14 protein-coding genes are annotated in these 16,048 nt (G+C 68.1%); 9 read left to right on the top strand and 5 right to left on the bottom strand.

Annotated features, from left to right (window positions below; all coding sequences use genetic code 11):
• Nucleotides 1–56: 56 nt before the first annotated feature.
• From nth to FOH10_RS29660, 4 genes are read left to right on the top strand one after another with little or no spacing between them, the layout of a single operon-like run.
• Complete coding sequence (nth, locus tag FOH10_RS29675) at nt 57–737, top strand: endonuclease III (protein WP_081592172.1); 681 nt, start codon at nt 57–59, stop codon at nt 735–737.
• A 38-nt stretch (nt 738–775) separates the two neighbouring features.
• Nucleotides 776–1,408, top strand: coding sequence for a TlpA family protein disulfide reductase (locus FOH10_RS29670; RefSeq protein WP_143984392.1), 633 nt, complete (start codon nt 776–778; stop codon nt 1,406–1,408).
• Nucleotides 1,405–2,145, top strand: a complete 741-nt coding sequence (locus FOH10_RS29665; RefSeq protein ID WP_143983155.1) for an NUDIX hydrolase — start codon at nt 1,405–1,407, stop codon at nt 2,143–2,145. The genes FOH10_RS29670 and FOH10_RS29665 overlap by 4 nt, the downstream gene beginning before the upstream one ends.
• On the top strand, nt 2,142–3,335 hold the full coding sequence (locus tag FOH10_RS29660) for a MarP family serine protease (protein ID WP_029932748.1): 1,194 nt from the start codon (nt 2,142–2,144) through the stop codon (nt 3,333–3,335). The genes FOH10_RS29665 and FOH10_RS29660 overlap by 4 nt, the downstream gene beginning before the upstream one ends.
• A 27-nt stretch (nt 3,336–3,362) precedes the next feature.
• Here the strand turns inward: FOH10_RS29660 and FOH10_RS29655 are convergent, their stop codons facing one another.
• From FOH10_RS29655 to acs, 4 genes are all read right to left on the bottom strand, one after another.
• Nucleotides 3,363–4,316 (bottom strand): alpha/beta fold hydrolase, encoded by a 954-nt coding sequence (locus tag FOH10_RS29655; protein WP_143983154.1) that lies wholly within the window; start codon nt 4,314–4,316, stop codon nt 3,363–3,365.
• A 22-nt stretch (nt 4,317–4,338) separates the two neighbouring features.
• Nucleotides 4,339–4,848 carry a phage holin family protein gene (locus FOH10_RS29650; RefSeq protein WP_029932746.1) on the bottom strand — a complete coding sequence of 170 codons (510 nt, stop codon included), beginning with the start codon at nt 4,846–4,848 and terminating at the stop codon, nt 4,339–4,341.
• Nucleotides 4,849–4,896: 48 nt separating this feature from the next.
• On the bottom strand, nt 4,897–6,126 hold the full coding sequence (gene nhaA, locus FOH10_RS29645) for a Na+/H+ antiporter NhaA (protein WP_186000934.1): 1,230 nt from the start codon (nt 6,124–6,126) through the stop codon (nt 4,897–4,899).
• Nucleotides 6,127–6,329: 203 nt separating this feature from the next.
• Nucleotides 6,330–8,282, bottom strand: coding sequence for an acetate--CoA ligase (acs, locus tag FOH10_RS29640; protein ID WP_143983152.1), 1,953 nt, complete (start codon nt 8,280–8,282; stop codon nt 6,330–6,332).
• Nucleotides 8,283–8,607: 325 nt separating this feature from the next.
• On the opposite strand from acs, the gene FOH10_RS29635 reads away from it, so the two are divergent.
• The 5 genes from FOH10_RS29635 to FOH10_RS29615 are packed head-to-tail and all read left to right on the top strand — an operon-like array spanning nt 8,608 to nt 14,625.
• Nucleotides 8,608–10,200, top strand: a complete 1,593-nt coding sequence (locus FOH10_RS29635; RefSeq protein ID WP_039808891.1) for a peptide ABC transporter substrate-binding protein — start codon at nt 8,608–8,610, stop codon at nt 10,198–10,200.
• Between the two features lie 57 nt (nt 10,201–10,257).
• The gene (locus FOH10_RS29630; RefSeq protein WP_143983151.1) at nt 10,258–11,184 is read left to right on the top strand and encodes an ABC transporter permease; all 927 of its coding nucleotides are present in this window, start codon (nt 10,258–10,260) and stop codon (nt 11,182–11,184) included.
• Nucleotides 11,177–12,139 carry an ABC transporter permease gene (locus tag FOH10_RS29625; RefSeq protein ID WP_143983150.1) on the top strand — a complete coding sequence of 321 codons (963 nt, stop codon included), beginning with the start codon at nt 11,177–11,179 and terminating at the stop codon, nt 12,137–12,139. The genes FOH10_RS29630 and FOH10_RS29625 overlap by 8 nt, the downstream gene beginning before the upstream one ends.
• Before the next feature lie 5 nt (nt 12,140–12,144).
• Nucleotides 12,145–13,824 (top strand): ABC transporter ATP-binding protein, encoded by a 1,680-nt coding sequence (locus tag FOH10_RS29620; RefSeq protein WP_221937894.1) that lies wholly within the window; start codon nt 12,145–12,147, stop codon nt 13,822–13,824.
• A 54-nt stretch (nt 13,825–13,878) separates the two neighbouring features.
• A complete protein-coding gene (locus tag FOH10_RS29615; protein WP_029925093.1) occupies nt 13,879–14,625 on the top strand; it encodes a Fic family protein in 747 nt (248 codons plus the stop codon).
• Between the two features lie 418 nt (nt 14,626–15,043).
• Here FOH10_RS29615 and FOH10_RS29610 read toward each other — a convergent pair whose 3' ends face one another.
• Nucleotides 15,044–15,961 (bottom strand): HAD family hydrolase, encoded by a 918-nt coding sequence (locus FOH10_RS29610; RefSeq protein WP_143983148.1) that lies wholly within the window; start codon nt 15,959–15,961, stop codon nt 15,044–15,046.
• Nucleotides 15,962–16,048: the final 87 nt, after the last annotated feature.

Below are 16,048 nucleotides of genomic sequence, written 5' to 3'. Positions count from 1 at the left end.
AAGCGAATCCGCGCCGCAATGAGACCCGTACGGGTCTGGTGCGCCGCGCCCGTCGGATGTACCGCGATCTGACCGTCGCATTTCCCGACGCGCACTGCGAACTCGATTTCACCACGCCGCTCGAATTGGCCGTGGCCACAATTCTTTCCGCGCAGTGCACCGATGTGCGGGTGAACATGACCACCCCGGTGTTGTTCGCGAAGTATCCCGATGCGCGCGCCTATGCCGAAGCCGATCGCACCGAGCTGGAGGAGTACATCCGGCCGACCGGTTTCTACCGCAACAAGGCGTCCGCGCTCATCGGCCTCGGCCAGGCGCTCATGGAGCGCTACGACGGCGAGCTACCCGATACGCTCGACAAGCTCGTGCAGCTGCCCGGCATCGGGCGCAAGACCGCGAACGTCATCCTCGGCAATGCCTTCGATGTGCCCGGTATCACGGTCGACACCCACTTCGGTCGCCTGGTGCAGCGCTGGAAATGGACCACCGAGGACGACCCGGTCAAGATCGAGCACGCGGTCGGCGCCCTCATCGAGCGCAAACACTGGACCATGCTCTCGCACCGGGTGATCTTCCACGGCCGTCGCGTCTGCCACGCCCGCAAACCTGCGTGCGGGGCCTGCCTGCTCGCCAAGGACTGCCCGTCCTACGGCACCGGACCCACCGATCCCGCCACCGCCGCCGCCCTGGTCAAGGGACCCGAGACCGAGCATCTGCTCGAGTTGGTGGGGCTGTGAGACCCGAGCGGTCGGGGGACGAGCAGAGATCACGTGGACTGTCGCACCGGCCGGTGCTGCGGTGGGGGCTGCTCGCCGTCGTGGTGGCCGTCGCGCTGACGGTGGCGCTGTGGCCGCGCGACGCGAGCGACGACACCACCGCCGAGGGCGGCGCGACCCGCCCCGTTCCGGTCGTATCCGAACAGGATCGCGCCGCCGCCGCGCTGGCCGCGTGCCCGCGACCCGGCGGCGTGTCCGTCGGCGACGGCCCGCTGCGCGGCATCACGCTGACCTGCCTGGCAGACGGGCAGCCCGTCGATCTGGCCGCCGCCTTGGCGGGCAAACCCGCACTGCTCAACCTGTGGGCCTACTGGTGCGGCCCGTGCGCCGAGGAACTACCTCTGCTACAACAGTTTTCGGATCGAGCCGCCGGTGCGGTTACGGTGCTGACCGTGCACAGTGATCCCGATGCGGTGAAGGCGTTGGCGCGACTGACCGATCTCGGCGTCCACCTGCCGGGCGTGGCGGACGCCGACGCCCGGGTGCGGGTCGCGGTCGGGACCGGGCCCTACTACCCGCAGTCGGTGCTGCTGCGGGCCGACGGCACCGTGGCCGATATCGTCCGGCGCACCTTCACCAGCGTCGACGACATCGCGGCGACCGTCGACGCCCAGCTCGGAGTGCAGGCATGACATACGAGATTTCCACCGACGGCGTTCCGCAGTGGCTGCGCGGGGTGGTCGAACACGATCCGGCCGACCCCACCGGCATCAATCCGGTGCTGCGCCGCACCGTGATGCGCAAGGCCGTGCGGAAGGTCGCCGGTGCCGCCGGCATGACGCGCGACGCCGCCGTGCTGGTGCTGTTCGGCGGACAGCCCGACCCCGACCCGAACGCGCCCGGCGGTCTGCCCGAGGACGCGAATGTGCTGCTCACCCAGCGCGCCGCCACCCTGCGCCAGCACAGCGGGCAGGTCGCCTTCCCCGGCGGCGCGGTCGACCCCGGTGACGAGGGACCGATTTTCACCGCCCTGCGGGAGGCCGAGGAGGAGACCGGACTGGACCCGGGCGGCGTGCAGCCGCTGTCCGTCCTCCCCAAGATCTTCGTGCCGCCGTCGGGCTTCGACGTCACCCCCGTGGTCGGCTACTGGCGCACCCCCGGGGAAGTGGGGGTGGTCAGCGCGGCCGAGGCCACCCGGGTGGCCCGGGTGCCGCTGTCCGAACTGCTCGATCCGGCCAACCGGTTCGTGGTCCGGCATCCGCTCGGCTACATGGGTCCGGCCTTCGCGGTGGACGGCATGCTGGTCTGGGGATTCACCGCGGGCGTGCTCGCGGGGCTGCTCGCGGTATCCGGCTGGGAGAAAGAATGGGACCATCACGATGTGCGTGATCTACAGGCCTCGTTGGCCGCGGTAGGGATGACGTTATGAGCGCCTCGGCCTGGCTCGACCTCGGTGTCCTGATCATCGCGCTACTGGCCGCCTCCTCCGGGTGGCGGCAGGGCGCGGTCGCCTCGGCGCTCGCCTTCCTAGGTGTCGTGCTGGGGGCCGTGGCGGGCATCCTCATCGCGCCGCACATCCTCATCCACCTGAGCGAGGGCCGCAGCCGCGTGCTGGTGGGCGTGGTGCTCATCGTCGTGCTGGTGATCATCGGCGAGGTGGCGGGCATGGTGCTGGGCCGCGCCGCGCGCAGCGGCATGCGCGATCCCTTCACCCGCAGTGTGGACAGTGTGGTCGGCGCGGGCCTGCAGACGGCCGCGGTACTGGCCACCGCATGGCTGCTTGCCCTGCCGCTGACCAGCTCCTCGCAGCCGAATATCGCCGCGGCCGTGCAGAATTCGCGGGTGCTGGCCGAGGTGAACTCGGTGGCGCCGGACTGGCTGCGGCAGCTGCCCAACGAATTCTCCAGCCTGCTCAACACCTCCGGACTGCCCGATGTCATCGGCCCGTTCGGCCAGGTGTCGGTGGCGGCCGTGGAGCCGCCCGACGCGAGCGTGCTGCAGTTGCCGGTGGCGCAGCAGTTGCAGCTCAGCGTGCTGCGCATCCGCGGGCAGGCACCCAGTTGCCAACGCGCACTGGAGGGTTCCGGATTCGTGGTCGCGCCCGAGCGCGTCATGACCAACGCGCATGTGGTGGCGGGCACCAACAAGGTCAGCGTGGACACCGTGCGCGGGCCGCTGTCGGCCACCGTGGTGCTGTTCGATCCGATGAAGGACATCGCGATCCTCGACGTGCCCGGATTGGCCTCCCCGGTCATTCCGCTGGCCCCGGAAGCGGCGGCGGCCGGGGAGAGCTCCATCGTGCTCGGCTACCCCGGCGGCGGCGCCTACTCGGCCAGCGCCGCCCGGGTGCGGGAGACCCTGGACCTCAAGGGGCCGAACATCTACCGCGACGGGAACGTGCAGCGCGAGGTGTACACCGTGCGCGGGCTGGTGCGCGCGGGCAACTCCGGTGGGCCGCTGGTGGACACCGAGGGGCAGGTGCTCGGAGTCGTGTTCGGCGCGGCCGTCACCGACGAGGACACCGGGTATGTGCTGACGCTCAACGAGGTTCGCGGCGAACTGGACAACGCGTCCGCCTTCACCGCGCCGGTGGCGACCGGGCAGTGCGTGCTGAGCTGACCGGCGCGGCGGTTCAGGCCAGGAGGTTCAGGTCAGGAGCTTGGCCAGTTCCGCGGTGACCGCCTCGGGGTTCTCCTGGTGGGCGAAATGGCCCGCGTCCGGGATGCCGACCAGGCGGCGTTCGGGGGAGAGGTGGTGGCCGCGGCGGACGGTGGCGGCGAGGATGTAGCGGTCGCCGTCGCCGTGCAGGGCGAGTACCGGGATGCGCACCGGTTCGCGCATGGTCGCCATGAAACGCTTGCCGTCCGGCCGCCACTGACTGCGGAAGGCCCAGCGCTGGTACTCCAGGGCGCAATGCGACGCGCCCGGGATGCGAATGGCGGCGCGCATCCGGACGGCGGTGTCGGCGAACTCGGCGCTGTGCGACCAGCGTTCGCTCACCCGCTGCCGCAGCAGCCGCTCCAGCTCCGCGCCATCGGCCTTGGTGAGCAGCCGCTCCCCGTAGCGCGGCAGCTGGTAGCGCAGGAAATTGGGCAGCCAGGCCCGCCGCTGCCGCCCGTCGCGCAGCACCATGTGCTTGAGCGCCGCCGGATGCGGTGAGCTGATCAGGGCGATGGACCGCACCACGCGCGGATGCAGCACCGCGGTCGCCCAGCACACCAGACCACCCTCGGCGTGTCCGACGAGCGTGGCCTCGGTGTGCCCGAGCGCGCGGATCAGACCCGCCACATCACCGGCCAGGGTCCAGCCGTCGTAACCGCGCGGCGGCTTGTCGGAATCCCCGTAGCCGCGCAGATCCACCGCCACGGCCCGGAAACCGCGCGCGGCGAGTCCGGTGAGCTGGTGTCGCCACGACCACCAGAAATCGCCGAAACCGTGCAGCAGCACCACCAGCGGCGTGCCCGGATCGATCGGCGGCACACCGGCACCGGGCTCCGCCTCGACCACATGGAAGCGAATGCCGTTGGCATGCACGTCCCGATGGGTCCACGGGCCCTCGTAGCGGACGGTGGACGGATCCGGAAGCGAGTTCGACGACACTCCCGGAAGCGTAATGGAAGACCTACGCCCGGAACTTGTCGAGCGAGGCCGGCGCGGCCTCGTGCGCCCCGGGCGCGCCGAAACCGCTGGGCAGCACGGTCTTCGCCTCCTTGAGCGATTCGATGGTCTTCTCGGGGGCGCGCAGCTTGCGCACCTTGAGATAGCCCAGCCCGCCGAAGGCCGCCACGGCCACCACCATCAGCAGGAAGACGAGGAGGAACGCCAGCCAGCGCCACATCCACATATCCAGCAGCTCGGCCAGGAAGAAGAAGAAAAAGAACGAGCTGAACAGCAGGATGGTCAGCGCGACGATGAAGTAGACGCTGCCCTGCAGGCCCTTCTTGATCTCCCCGGTGACCTCGGCCTTGGCGAGCTCCACCTCGGCCCGCACCAGCGTCGACATCTGTTCGGTGGCATCACGAACCAGTCCGCCGATGCTTTCGGAGCGAGCATCGACCTCGGACAGTGGAATCGAGGTGAGGGTACGGGCATGACGCCCTTCCTGACCGTTGCCGCCCTGTGTGAAGCTCAATTGCTCGACCCTTCTCCGTGTCAGTCGACCCGTCCCGGTACCGCCCGGTCAGTCACTCTCTTGTTCCTGCAGTGCCCGCTCGTCTCGCGCTGCCTGGTGAGCACGGCCACGACGCAACAGTAGCGCCGAACCTGCCAGGGAAGCCGCCAACGACGTGAGCAACACCGCCGCCTTCGCGAGTTCCACCGTGGAGCCGTCGCCGACATCCGCGAGTGCGAGTTCTGCCACCAAGAGGCTAACGGTGAAGCCGATGGCTCCGAGGACCGACAGGGCGAACATATCCCGATAGGCGAGATCGGTGGGTTTCTTGGCCAGTCCGAGCCGGATTGCGGCCCAGGAGAATCCGAAGATGCCCACGGTCTTGCCCACCAGCAGTCCGAGCACGATGGCCAACCCCAGGCGGTTGGTGAAGATCTCCGAGAACACGTCGGCGTTCAGCGTGACGCCGGAGGCGAACAGTGCGAACACCGGCACGCAGAAGCCCGCCGAGATGGGCTGGAAGAAGTGCTCCAGGTTGGCGGCGGGCACGCAGTGCTCGTCCTCGTCCGGATCCGGACGCACGCGCGTCAACAAGCCCAGCGCCACGCCCGCCAGGGTCGGGTGGATGCCCGCCTCGTGCAGCGCGTACCAGGCCACCAGCGCCACCGGCACGTACAGGATCGGCGTGCTCACCCGGTACTTCTGTCCCGTCCACCAGATCGCGAAGCACAGGATCGCCGCCAGCAGCCACAGCATCTTCACCGTGGTGGTGAACAGCACGGCGATCAGGATGATGGCGATCAGATCGTCGACAACCGCCAGACTCAGCAGGAAGACGCGCGCGGCGGCCGGAATCCGGGAACCGGTGAGCGCCAGCACGCCCAGTGCGAAGGCGATATCGGTGGCCACCGGAATGGCCCAGCCGCGGTCCATGCCCTCCACGCCCCAGCCGACCGCGACGGCGATGAGCGCGGGCAGCAGCACGCCGCCGAACGCCGCGATGATCGGCAGGGACGCGCTCTTGCGGTCGGCGAGTTCGCCGACCACCAGCTCACGTTTGAGCTCGAGTCCGGCGACGAAGAAGAAGATGGCGAGCAGACCGTCCTTGGTCCAGTCGGCCAGGGTGAGGTCCAGATGTAGCGGCGGAATCGCCAGCCGGGTGTCGACCATGGTCGTATAGCTGTCGCCCCACGGCGAGTTGACCCAGATCAGGGCGGCCGCGGCGGCGATGAGGAGCAGTGCGCCACCGAATGTTTCGGTCCGTAGGTAGCGGGAGAGCTCGGAGCGGACCTGGGTGATCACTCGGGCACCTTTCAGCCGGTTCGACAGAACAGCGGCGTGCGAAACCCATCCGGGAGCGATCGGCCACATGCCGCATGCCGACCAGACTTCCCGGCACACCTTTACGGGATTCTAATGGTTTGCCGGAAATGTTCCGACTTGGAGTGAAACGGCCCTGTGACTGTGCAGGTCACAGGGCCGTTCGCGCGCCGCGGGCGGTATCAGACCCGGCGGGCCCGGATGGCCTCGAAGACGTTCGGGTCGACCAGGGTGGAGGTGTCGCCGAGTTCGCGGCCCTCGGCGACATCGCGCAGCAGCCGGCGCATGATCTTGCCGGAGCGGGTCTTGGGCAGCTCGGGCACGATGTGGATCTCGCGCGGTTTGGCGATGGGCGAGATCTCGCGGGAGACCTCGGCCTTCAGTTCGGCGACGAGACTCTCACCGGTGTCGGTGGCTTCGGCGGTGAGGATGACGAAGGCCACGATGCCCTGACCGGTGGTGGCGTCGGAGGCCCCGACGACCGCGGCCTCGGCGACACCGGCATGGCCGACGAGGGCGGATTCGACCTCGGCGGTGGAGATGCGGTGGCCGGAGACATTCATGACGTCGTCGACGCGGCCGAGTACCCACAGGTCGCCGTCGGTGTCGAGTTTCGCGCCGTCCCCGGCGAAGTACCAGCCCTGCTCGCGGTAGCGGGCCCAGTAGGTGTCGCGGTAGCGGTCGTTGTCGCCCCAGATGCCGCGCAGCATGGACGGCCAGGGCTGGTCGAGGACCAGATATCCGTTGGCCTCGGTTTCGCCGAGTTGGACGGGTTTGCCGTCCTCGTCGACGACGGTGGCCGAGATGCCGGGCAGGGGGCGCATGGCGGCGCCGGGTTTGGTGGCGGTGACGCCGGGCAGGGGGGAGATCATGATGGCGCCGGTTTCGGTTTGCCACCAGGTGTCGACGATGGGGGTGGTGTTGCCGCCGATGACCTCGCGGTACCAGCGCCAGGCTTCGGGGTTGATGGGTTCGCCGACCGAGCCGAGCAGGCGCAGGCTGGACAGGTTGTGGGCGTCGGGGATCTCGCGGCCCCACTTCATGAAGGTCCGCACCAGGGTGGGGGCGGTGTAGTAGATCGTCACCCCGTACTTCTCGATGATCTCGAAATGCCGATGCTCGTTCGGAAAGTTCGGGGTGCCCTCGTAGACGACCTGGGTGGCCCGATTCGCCAAGGGGCCGTACACGATGTACGAGTGGCCGGTGACCCAGCCGATGTCGGCGGTGCACCAGTACACGTCCTGGCCGGGCTTGTGGTCGAAGACGTAGTGGTGGGTGTAGGAGGTCTGCGTCAAATAGCCGCCGCTGGTGTGCAGGATGCCTTTGGGTTTTCCGGTGGTGCCGGAGGTGTAGAGGATGAACAGCGGGTGTTCGGCGTCGAAGGGCTGCGCCTCGTGTTCGGGGGACGCCTGGGCCACGGTGTCGTGCCACCACAGGTCGCGGCCGTCGGTCCAGGGGACCTCGATGCCGGTGCGGCGGACGACGAGGACGTGGTCGACGCTGGTCGCGCCGCCGTCGGCGGCGAGGGCTTCGTCGACGGCGGCTTTGAGCGGGGCGGCGGTGCCGCGTCGCCACTGTCCGTCGGTGGTGATGACGAGTTTGGCTTGGGCGTCGTCGACGCGGGAGCGTAGTGCGGTGGGGGAGAAGCCGGCGAAGACCACGGAGTGGGTGAGTCCGAGTCGGGCGCAGGCCAGCATGGACACGATGGCTTCGGGCACCATCGGCATGTAGATGGCCACCCGATCCCCGGCCACCAGGCCCAGTTCGGTCAGGTAGTTGGCCGCCCGTGACACCTCGGCCAACAGTTGGGCATACGTGATGTCACGGGAGTCGCCGGGCTCGCCCTCCCAGTGAATGGCGACCTGCTCCCCGTGCCCGTCGACGACGTGGCGGTCCACGCAGTTGTAGGCGACGTTCAGCGTGCCGTCCACGAACCATTTCGCGAACGGGGCATCACTCCAGTCCAGGACCTGTGTCCAGGGCTGCTGCCAGTGCAGGCGCTGCGCCTGTTCGGCCCAGAACGCCTCGCGGTCGGCGTCGGCCCGATCGTAGAGAGAGGCATCGGCATTGGCCGCGGCGGCGAAGGCCGCGCTCGGCGGGTACGCGTCCAGGTGATCAGCGGTGGGTTCGGTCATCTCTCTTCTTCTCTCGACATCTTCCCGCGGCGGTCCGCGGGGGTGACCGCGGCCACGTTCGACAGTATCCGACTGTGACCTGCGTCGTATTCGGCTGTCTCGAAGGGTGCCCGGATGTGCAATGTGTCACGCGGATACGTGGCAAAGAGTCGGGCATGTTGCCACATTGCTAACAAGGTGAACAATCCCTCATCGAATCGCTGACAACGGCGGACAGGGTGGCTACTGTCCGTTTCACCTGAGACGACCCCGCGGTGTGCTTCGGTGGACCCCGGCGCGCGCCGTGCCGTCTTCCTGCGATCGGGAGAATGCCTTGAGAGCGAAGATGATTGCCGCGGCGGCGGCCGCACTGCTGGCCACGAGCCTGACCCTGACGGCCTGCTCATCCGACAGCGGCGGCAGCGCCGATATCGTCACCGTCAACGGTGCCGAACCGCAGAATCCGTTGGTGCCCACCAACACCAATGAGAATATGGGCGGCCGGGTGGTCGACCGGCTGTGGGCGGGCCTGAAGTACTACGACGCCGACGGGGTGGCGCACAACGAGGTCGCGGAATCCATCGAGACCACCGATCGCAAGAACTACACCGTCACCCTGAAACCGGACTGGAAATTCACCGACGGCAGCCCGGTGACCTCCAGGTCCTTCGTGGACGCCTGGAACTACGGCGCGCTGTCCACCAACGCCCAGCTACAGAACTACGTGTTCACCCCCATCGCCGGATTCGACGAGGTCGCCAAGGAGAACCCGACGCAGCGCACCATGTCGGGACTGAAGGTGATCGACGACCGCACCTTCACCATCGAACTGAAGGCCCCCTCGATCGACTTCGAGGACTCCCTCGGCTACGCGCCGTTCTATCCGCTGCCCGAGTCCGCCTACGCCGATATGACGGCCTTCGGTCAGAACCCGATCGGCAACGGCCCCTACATGTTCGCCGGACCCGGCGCCTGGGAGCACAACAGCAAGATCGACCTGGTGCCCAATCCGGACTATCCGGGCGGCCGACCGGCCAAGAACAAGGGCCTGCGGTTCGTGATGTACCAGTCCTTCGACACCGCCTACGCCGACCTCCAGGCGGGCAACCTCGACGCCCTCGACACCATCCCGGAAAGCGCCCTCACCGTCTACCAGAACGACCTCGGCGACCGCGCGATCACCAAGCCGACCGCGCAGAACCAGCACATCGGGGTGCAGTCCAACGTCCCGCACTTCGGCGGCGAGGAGGGCCTGCTGCGCCGCCGCGCCATCTCCATGGCCATCGACCGGGAATCCATCTGCGACAAGATCTTCCACGGCACCCGGCTCCCGGCCCGCGACTTCACCGCCGCCACCCTGCCCGGTTTCGACGGTGACCTGCCGGGCTCGGAGGTACTGAAGTTCAACCCCGACGAAGCCAAGAAACTGTGGGCGCAGGCCGATGCCATGTCCCCGTGGTCGGGCCGGTACGAGATCGCCTACAACTCCGACGGCGGCCACCAGGCGTGGATCGAGGCCGTCGCCAACAGCGTCAAGAACACCCTCGGCATCGACGCCATCGCGGTGCCGTACCCGACCTTCAAGAACATTCGCGACGAGGTGAACGCCGAAACCATCGGCAAGGCATTCCGGTACGGCTGGCAGGGCGACTACCCGACCATGCTGCAGTTCCTCACCTCGCAGTACTACAGCTTCTCCGAGACCAACAACGTCAACTACAACAATCCGGAGTTCGACCGGCTGCTCGACGCCGCCCTGGCCGCGCCCACCCAGGAGGAATCGCACCGGCTCGTCGCCCAGGCCCAGACCCTGCTGATCCAGGACATGGCCGACATCCCGGTGCTCGACTACGTCGCCGCGGCCGGTGTCTCGGACAAGGTCAGCCATGCCGAACTCGCCTGGAACGGACTGTTCGACTTCGAGAACATCGAGAAGTAGCCGCCGCCGCGCCGGGTCCGAGCACATCGGCCCGGCGCACCACTCTCCGGAGGAAATATGGCTTGGTATGTCCTGCGGCGCCTACTCCAGATGATCCCGGTGTTCCTCGGCGCGACCTTCCTGATCTACGCGATGGTCTTCCTCATCCCCGGCGACCCGATCGCGTCGCTGGCCGGTGAGAAACCCCTCACCCCCGCCATCGAAGCCCAGCTGCGCGCCCGATACCACCTCGATCAGCCGCTCATCACGCAATACCTGCTCTACCTGAAAGGTATCTTCACCCTCGACTTCGGCACCGCCTTCTCCGGTCGGCCGGTCAGCGACGAACTCGCCCGCGCCTTCCCGATCACCATCAAACTCGCCTTCATGGCCGTCTTCATCGAAGGCGTGTTCGGCATTCTGTTCGGACTCGTCGCGGGCCTGCGCAAGGGCCGCCTGTTCGACTCCACCATGCTGGTCGCCAGCCTGGTCATCATCGCCGTGCCGGTCTTCGTGGTCGGCTATGTGGCGCAGTTCCTGCTCGGCGTGAAATGGGGGATCGCACCCACCACCGTCACCGGGGACGCGAGTTTCGCCGAACTGCTGGTACCCGCCTTCGTGCTCGGGTCGCTGTCGTTCGCGTACGTGCTGCGGCTGACCCGGAATTCGGTGGCCGAGAACATGTCCGCCGACTACGTGCGCACCGCCACCGCCAAGGGTCTCGGACGACGGCGGGTGGTCACCGTCCACATCCTGCGCAACTCCATGATCCCGGTCGTCACCTTCCTGGGCGCGGATCTGGGCGCGCTCATCGGCGGCGCCATCGTCACCGAGGGCATCTTCAATATTCCGGGCGTCGGCGGGACGCTGTACCAGGCGATCACCCGCGTGGAACCGCCCACGGTGGTGTCGTTCGTGACCGTACTCGTGGTGATCTTCCTGCTGTCCAACCTGCTCATCGACCTGCTCTACGCCGCACTCGATCCGAGGATCCGCTATGTCTGACCTCGTCAAGGAATCCGAGGCCGGTACCCGGCCCGGACAGGGGCACTACGTCGCGCCACCCGACGAGGTGGAGGTGCTCGCCACCGACCGCGTGGTGGAAACCGGTGAGCCGACCAGCATCTGGACCGACGCCTGGCGACGGCTGCGCCGCAATCCGATCTTCATCGTCGCGATGCTGCTCATCCTGATCGTCACCGTGGTGGTGCTGTGGCCCGGGCTGTTCAGCGATCAGGACCCGCGCGAATGCGTGATCGACAACAGCATGGCGCCCTCCCGGCCCGGGCACCCCTTCGGTTTCGACAAACAGGGCTGCGACGTGTACGCCCGCACCATCTATGGTGCGCGCGCGTCGGTCATGGTGGGGCTGGGTGCGGCGGCGCTGTTCATGTTCATCGGCGGCACGCTCGGGGCGCTGGCCGGATTCTTCGGCGGGCTGCTCGATTCGGTGGTGTCGCGCATCGCCGAGATCTTCTTCGCCATCCCCATGGTGCTCGCCGCCATCGTGCTACTGCAGATGCTGCGGCCCACCACCATGTGGAATGTCATCCTGGTGCTCGCCTCGTTCACCTGGCCGTTGGCCGCGCGTATCGCCCGCGGCGCCGTCATAGAGGCCAAGAGCAGTGAATATGTCACGGCGGCAAAGGCATTGGGGGTGTCGCGGCTGGGCATTCTGCTGCGGCACGTGCTGCCCAACGCGGCCGGGCCGATCATCGTGGTGTCCACCATCTGGCTGGGCGTCTTCATCGTCACCGAGGCGACGCTGTCCTATCTCGGCGTCGGCCTGCCACCCGACATCGTGTCCTGGGGCGGCGATATCGCCAAGGCCAAGAACGATCTGCGCACCTCCGCCATCCTGTTCTATCCCGCTGCGGCGCTGGCCATTACGGTGCTGAGCTTCATCCTGCTGGGCGATGCCGTGCGCGACGCCCTCGATCCCAAAGCCCGGAAGAGGTGAGCGCCGTGACCGCTGACGACACGCCACTGCTGGACATCCGCGATCTCAATGTCTGCTTCACCTCCGACGGCAAGCGGGTGCCCGCCGTGCGGGATGTGAGTCTCACCGTGTACCCGGGGCAGACCGTCGCCATTGTCGGAGAATCCGGCTCCGGGAAGTCCACCACGGCACACGCCATCATCGACCTGCTACCCGGCACCGGACAGGTGACCTCGGGATCCATCCGATTCGACGGCAAGGACCTCACCCGGGCGTCGGCACCGGAGATCGTCGCCGTGCGCGGGCGCGGCATCGGACTGGTGCCCCAGGATCCCATGTCCAACCTGAACCCGGTCTGGAAGATCGGCTTCCAGGTGCGGGAAACCCTGGCGGCCAACGGCATCGCCAAGGGCACCGAGGCGCGCCGCCGCGCCATGGAACTGCTCGAGGAAGCCGGGATGTCCGACGCCGAGCGACGGATGAACCAGTACCCGCACGAATTCTCCGGCGGTATGCGCCAGCGCGCCCTCATCGCCATCGGACTGTCCTGCCGGCCGAAACTGCTCATCGCCGACGAACCCACCTCGGCGCTCGACGTCACCGTGCAACGGCAGATCCTCGACCACCTGGACCGGCTCACCACCGAACTCGGCACGGCGGTCCTGCTGATCACCCACGACCTCGGCCTGGCCGCCGAACGTGCCGAACACCTGGTGGTCATGTATCGCGGGCGGGTGGTGGAATCCGGTCCGGCACTGCGGATCCTGCGTGACCCGCAGCACGCCTACACCAAGAAACTGGTGAACTCCGCACCCTCGCTGGCCTCGCAGCGGCTCTCGACGGTGCGCCACCGCGTCGAGGTCCGTGAGCACGCGGTGGAGGTCGCCGAGGCCGAAACCGCCACCCTGCCCGATGATGTCGTGATCGCCGAGAACCTCGTCAAGAGATTCCGGATCCGCGGCAAGCGGCCTTGGCAGTCGACGGACTTCACGGCTGTCGACGATGTTTCCTTCCGGCTGCGGCGGGGCACCACCACGGCCATCGTCGGCGAATCCGGGTCCGGGAAATCGACCGTGGCGCACATGGTGCTGGGGCTGCTGAACCCGACCGCCGGGCGGGTGCTGTTCGACGGTGCTCCGGTGGCGGCACTGAAAGGTAAGTCGGCCTTGGGATTCCGGCGACGCGTGCAGCCGGTGTTCCAGGACCCGTACGGGTCGCTCGACCCCATGTACTCCATCTACCGCACCATCGAGGAACCGCTGCGCGTGCACGGTGTCGGCACCCGGTCCGAGCGCGAGGACACCGTCCGCGACCTGCTCGACAAGGTCTCGCTGCCCGCTTCGGTCATGCGGCGCTACCCCAATGAGCTCTCCGGCGGCCAGCGCCAGCGCGTGGCCATCGCCCGCGCCCTGGCCCTGCGACCCGAGGTGGTGGTCTGCGACGAGGCCGTCTCCGCACTGGACGTGCTGGTGCAGGCACAGATCCTCACCCTGCTCAACGACCTGCAGGCCGAGCTGGGCCTGTCCTACCTGTTCATCACCCACGACCTGGCCGTGGTCCGCCAGATCGCCGACGATGTGGTGGTGATGCGGCAGGGCCGGGTGGTCGAGGCCGCCGCCACCACGGAGGTCTTCGACAATCCGGAATCCGACTACACCCGCCGCCTGCTCGACGCCATCCCGGGGCGGGAACTGCTGGCGAGCTGACTGCGTCGAGGGGGCGGGCGGCCCGGTCACCCGGGACAAGTAGCCTCATAACCCGTGACCGACCCGCTCCAGCCCCTAGTCGACCTGCCCGGTGTGCGCGAGGCCGCCGACAAGGCCCGCGACGCGCTCGCCGAGGTGCACCGGCACCGGGCCAACCGGCGCGGCTGGCCGACCACGGCGGCCGAGGCGGCGGTGCGGGCGGCGCGGTCGTCGGCTGCCATCGACGGCGGCAGCATCGACATTCCGGCCGACGGGCGGGTGGAGGACCCGGTGCTCGCCGGATCGCTGCGGGTCGGGCAGGCCCTCGACGGGGAGGCGCTGCGCACGCTCGCCGGAGTATGGCAGCGCGCGCCGCTGCAAGCCCTCGCGCGGCTGCATCTGCTGGCCGCCGCCGATATGGTCGCCGACCAGCAGTCGCTGGGACGTCCGCGGGATGTGCCGGGAGTGGCGGAGCGACTCGACCTGTTGGCGCAGACGGTGCTGACCACGAACGCCCCCGCCCCGGTGGTCGCGGCCGTCGTGCACGGGGAGCTGCTGACGCTGCGACCGTTCGGCACCGCCGACGGCATCGTGGCGCGGGCGGCTTCCCGGCTGGTCGCGGTGTCCAGCGGGCTGGATCCGCACAGCCTCGGCGTGCCGGAGGTGTTCCTGCTGCGCCGCCGTCAGGCGTATCTGGATGCGGTGGCCGCCTTCGGCACCGGTACCCCGAACGCGGTGGGCGGCTGGGTCATCTTCCACTCCGGGGCGCTGGAAGACGGTGCCCGCGAGGCCCGTTCGATCGCCGACGCGGCATCCGGCTGAAAAGTTCCCCGCACGAAGTCCCCGCACATCAGAGCGGGCGGCGTTGTCGCTGTTGCGACCTCACCGCCCGCTAGCACGGACCACCCGGTTACCAAGCGTGCTGTATCGGGTTGTGTGATTCGGCCTCGGCGAGCTCTCCGGACCCCGCCGATTCATCCCCACAGCGTGTGCGGGGCCGTCATCGACGGAATCACGGATAACGCAGGCCCACAACACTCGTGCCCTTGTCGCGGCGTGCTCCGCGTGGGTGCCTGGTGTCCGTGCTGGGAAGGGTGGGATGGGAGATAGGACCTTCTCTTCCGATCCGATCTTGGCCTTCCGTCCTTCCTTGTCACCATTGTTACTCTGTGACCGCACTCACAGCAAGAGCTGCGGAAACTTTCCTCGAGCGGTGTGTCGCGCGGCGTTTCACGCCAGCTCAGCGCCGCTTGCGCAGTAGTCGGTAGCTCAGTGCCCCGGCGGCCACCGCGCCGAGTCCGACGGCCACGCTCGCGGCCACCGTGGTGGTCGAGGGGGCGGGGATACGCGACCACAGCGACACCGGATTCTCGAAGGTCAGCACCGGCCAGCCGCGCTGATGCGCCTCCCGCCGCAGCGCCCGGTCCGGATTCACCACCGTCGGATGTCCGACCGCCGCCAGCATGGGCAGATCGGTCACCGAGTCGGAGTAGGCGTAGCAGCGAGACAGGTCGTAACCCTCACTCGCGGAAAGCTTTTCGATCGCTTGAACTTTGCCCTCGCCGTAACAGTAGAACTCGACTTCGCCGGTGTACTTGCCGTTCTCGACGACCATGCGGGTGGCGGCCACATGATCGGCGCCCAGCGCGGCGGCGATCGGCGCGACGATCTCCTCGCCCGAGGCCGACACCACGATCACGTCGTGGCCGCGGATGCGGTGGTCGGCAATGAGATCGGCGGCCTCGGCGTAGATGAGCGGGTCCACGATCTCGTGCAGGGTCTCGGCCACGATGCCCTTCACCTGCTCGACGTCCCAACCAGCGCACATGCTGGTGAGATGCGCGCGCATCCGCTCCATCTGGTCGTGGTCGGCGCCGCTGAGCAGGAACAGGAAATGGGCATAACTGCTTTCGAGCACCGCGCGGCGGCTGAGCAGACCCTGATCCAGGAACGGCTTGCTGAACACGAAGGCGCTGGATCGGGCGATCACGGTCTTGTCGAGATCGAAGAAGGCGGCGACTCGTCCGCGTTCGGCTGTCACGCCGTCCAGAATAGGTTTTCCGGGGCGGTGGGGTGGCGGGCGGTCGGTCCGGACGGGTTTGCCAGCCGGAAGCCGGCATGTCCGGTTCGGAAAACGACTCGCGCGACGGACTTGCATTCCGGGCGGGGCTTGGGTGTAGTATCGCAATTACCTGGACATGGTCCAGGCGCGTTCAGCCCGACCCCCCGGGGCTGAACCCCGACG

Source organism: Nocardia otitidiscaviarum (genome assembly GCF_007362295.1).
GTDB classification, from domain to species: Bacteria; Actinomycetota; Actinomycetes; order Mycobacteriales; family Mycobacteriaceae; genus Nocardia; species Nocardia otitidiscaviarum.
Note: the sequence above shows the minus strand (reverse complement) of the source record. Positions and strands in the feature narration are given on the sequence as shown.

Bases quoted from the DNA above. Each gene is read 5' to 3' on its own strand.
- FOH10_RS29635 (WP_039808891.1), top strand. From the start codon at position 8,608: ATGATTGCCGCGGCGGCGGCCGCACTGCTGGCCACGAGCCTGACCCTG.
- acs (WP_143983152.1), bottom strand. From the start codon at position 8,282: ATGACCGAACCCACCGCTGATCACCTGGACGCGTACCCGCCGAGCGCG.
- FOH10_RS29665 (WP_143983155.1), top strand. From the start codon at position 1,405: ATGACATACGAGATTTCCACCGACGGCGTTCCGCAGTGGCTGCGCGGG.
- FOH10_RS29660 (WP_029932748.1), top strand. From the start codon at position 2,142: ATGAGCGCCTCGGCCTGGCTCGACCTCGGTGTCCTGATCATCGCGCTA.
- nth (WP_081592172.1), top strand. From the start codon at position 57: ATGTACCGCGATCTGACCGTCGCATTTCCCGACGCGCACTGCGAACTC.
- FOH10_RS29630 (WP_143983151.1), top strand. From the start codon at position 10,258: ATGGCTTGGTATGTCCTGCGGCGCCTACTCCAGATGATCCCGGTGTTC.
- FOH10_RS29610 (WP_143983148.1), bottom strand. From the start codon at position 15,961: ATGCAAGTCCGTCGCGCGAGTCGTTTTCCGAACCGGACATGCCGGCTT.
- FOH10_RS29625 (WP_143983150.1), top strand. From the start codon at position 11,177: ATGTCTGACCTCGTCAAGGAATCCGAGGCCGGTACCCGGCCCGGACAG.